Genomic DNA, 2,646 nt, shown 5'->3' with positions numbered 1-2,646 from the left:
TTACCAGGCGTTCCTTCAGCGTGCTGTCCTCTGGCATGGTGTCCACCTGAAAATGAAGTGGACACCAGCTTGCCCTGGAATTCCTCACGACATAAGTACGTCGACAATGAGCGCTTACCGAGAAGCGGCTGGAAGGGGCGTAAAAGGGGCATCTATTCCCGAGGCGAAGTGACAGAATGCTGAGGCCAATGACCGTTTAGGAACCGCCATGCCCGACGAAGTTGAAACCATCACGCTGCGGATCTACCGTGCTGCTAGCGGTCAATGGTCTGGGTGCCTCTTAGCCAATGGGGAGGAGGTTGGAGCTGTTGCAGGTTGCTTAAGCGCTCAGGGAGTACAAGAGGCAGCAAGGAAGGCAGGCTACTTTCCGGATCAAGTTGAGGTCCGAGGCCCTGATAAGTAGAGCTGCAGCGAGGGCCGATTGCGGGAGCAGGGCTGATGATGGAAAGTCCACGGCAACCCATACGACGTATGGCCGGATCCGATATCAACGAAGTGTCGAATGTCTCGGACGCGCGCGCGGAGCTGCTGTGCTTCCTGGTCGCGACCGTGGCGGCTTCCCATTCGCTGACGTACGAATGGCGCGTCGATCATCTCGTGGAAAGTTGCCGCATCTGGCTTCGACGCAATCATCTTTGGGTGGACTGGCTCGCGCGTGTGCGCCTCGGCCAACTGGCGCTCAAGATCGCCAAACGCGACCTTAAAAGCGCCGGCATCGCGGTGCGCCAATCGAATGTCCAGGCGCTCTTCACGGGCGACATGCAACTGAATCATTCGTGCACCGTCATCAAGAAGATGCTGGCGCTGTGCAAAGAGGCGCTCTGACGTGCTGCGCCCTGTGTGCCTCGGAGCGCCGCCACAACGAAACGAGGGGAACCCAACGCATGTGTTATTCCGCGCAGATACAGGCCGACTATCGTCGCAACGTGAAGATGTTCGGCGCACAGATGGACATCCGCGAGTTCGCGCGATTGTTCTGGGAGCGCGCCGAGGGCAGCAAGGCAAAAATCCCGAAGGCGATGGAAGACGCCTTCCGGGAGCCTCAGACCGATGACGAGCGTCAGATCAGGACCTTCATTGAACGGTACAACGTGGAACAGGCAACCAGGGTCGAGTAGGAGCTTTTCAAGCAACGCACGCGATTGGCCGATGCTGAGCGGACGCTGCAGACGAAGACGACCAAAACGGCGACCGAAAGCAAGCGCATCGCGACGGACAAGATCGATGCGGTGTTACGGCGCCTGGCGGACTTCGGTCGGACGGAACAAGAGCCGCGGGATTCACGCATTTTTCCCGGCTACTATGCGCCCGTGCTTGTAGTCGAAGACGGGCAGTATGTCGTCAAGCCGATGCGTTACCAGTGTCGCATCGCAGGCAAGCCCGCGAACTACGATGTTAAATATCCGGAACATACAATGCGCGTCGCGATAGTCTGGAGAAGTTCTGGAAGCCGTGTTTCGGCTACACGCATGGCCTGATGCTAGTTGACGTCTTCTATGAGAACGTCGCGAGGGCAAAGTGCGAGAACACGCTGTTCGAAACGCATGAGGGATCGCAGGCGCCGGGCGAAAACGTCGTCTTGGAGTTTCGCCCCAACAACGGTCAGCTGTTGATGGTCGCTTGCCTCTGGTCGAAGTGGACCGCGCCCGGTCAACCGGATCTCCTATCGTTTGCCGCCATCACCGACGAGCCGCCTGCCGAAGTGGAAGCAGCCGGACACGACCGATGCATCGTCCCGATCAAGCGAGAGAATGTCGATGCCTGGCTGAATCCGCAGGCGTCCGACCTTGCCGCACTCGATGCGATTCTCGAGGATCGAGACCGGCCTTATTACGAGCATCGACTTGCCGCGTGAATCGGCGCTAGTCGCAGATAAGCGCGGGTGATCGCGGGCAGAGGAAGCCGCTTGCCGGAAACCGTTCGGAACACGTTTTGCTGAACTGTCGTTGTTCTTTAACTGAGGAGGTGCAACGATGGCAGGCGACAACTCGTATAAGCCCGGTGAGATCGTCAAGGTGTCCGGCATCTATTCCGTCGTTCATGACGATGGCAAGGATACGTTCGAAGTCACGTGTGTCGAGGGCGAACATTTTCCTCCGACGCGAAGCGGCAAAGGTGCCCACTTCGAACTCAAATATGGGGCGACGCACTCCCACAAGCACGGTGAACTGAAGGGCACCGAGGCGCGTGAGTCGAATGGTAAGGTCTGATTTGTCTGTTCCACTGGCATGAGGTGCTACCTACCTAGCGCTTCATGCCGATCGCCCGGCGCATCGCGGCGGTGATGCCTTGCCGCGTGCGCCAGTAACCTTCCCACGCGTCCGCGGCAAGCGTGCGTTGTCGGTGGATGGCCTGCGCCATTGTCCACTGATCGCCGCTTTTTACGTCCTTCAATTCGTCCCACGAGATCGGCATCGATACCGCCATGCCTGGGCGGGCGCGCACTGAAAATGCGGCCACGGTGCTTGCGCTTCGACCATTGCGCAGATAGTCGATAAAAATCTTGCCAACTCGATTTTTCGGGCCCAGCACGGCCGAAAATCGCTGCGGCACCACGCGCGTCATGTGCTGGGCGACCGCTTGTGAGAAAAGTTTGACCTCCTCCCACCCCTGTCGGCGGGTAAGCGGCACGACGATGTGAAATCC

At 58.7% G+C, this 2,646-nt stretch carries 3 protein-coding genes and 1 pseudogene; 3 read left to right on the top strand and 1 reads right to left on the bottom strand.

Annotated features, from left to right (window positions below; all coding sequences use genetic code 11):
- Positions 1 to 471: 471 nt before the first annotated feature.
- From AWB78_RS42090 to AWB78_RS42080, 3 genes and pseudogenes are all read left to right on the top strand, one after another.
- Complete coding sequence (locus AWB78_RS42090; protein ID WP_062613178.1) at positions 472 to 825, top strand: hypothetical protein; 354 nt, start codon at positions 472 to 474, stop codon at positions 823 to 825.
- Between the two features lie 59 nt (positions 826 to 884).
- Positions 885 to 1,855 (top strand): annotated as a pseudogene (locus tag AWB78_RS42085) (SOS response-associated peptidase family protein).
- A gap of 118 nt (positions 1,856 to 1,973) precedes the next feature.
- Positions 1,974 to 2,210: a hypothetical protein gene (locus tag AWB78_RS42080; RefSeq protein ID WP_062613176.1), complete on the top strand. Its 237-nt coding sequence runs from the start codon at positions 1,974 to 1,976 to the stop codon at positions 2,208 to 2,210.
- Positions 2,211 to 2,244: 34 nt separating this feature from the next.
- Here AWB78_RS42080 and ligD read toward each other — a convergent pair.
- Positions 2,245 to 2,646 (bottom strand): non-homologous end-joining DNA ligase LigD (gene ligD / locus AWB78_RS42075; RefSeq protein WP_445344274.1); only part of this gene is annotated, 402 nt, incomplete at its 5' end.

It is taken from the genome of Caballeronia calidae, assembly GCF_900044055.2.
Classification (GTDB): Bacteria; Pseudomonadota; Gammaproteobacteria; order Burkholderiales; family Burkholderiaceae; genus Caballeronia; species Caballeronia calidae.
Note: the sequence above shows the minus strand (reverse complement) of the source record. Positions and strands in the feature narration are given on the sequence as shown.

What these genes read in the sequence shown, in the direction of transcription:
- AWB78_RS42090 (WP_062613178.1), top strand. Translation starts at nt 472, where the DNA reads ATGGCCGGATCCGATATCAACGAAGTGTCGAATGTCTCGGACGCGCGC.
- AWB78_RS42080 (WP_062613176.1), top strand. Translation starts at nt 1,974, where the DNA reads ATGGCAGGCGACAACTCGTATAAGCCCGGTGAGATCGTCAAGGTGTCC.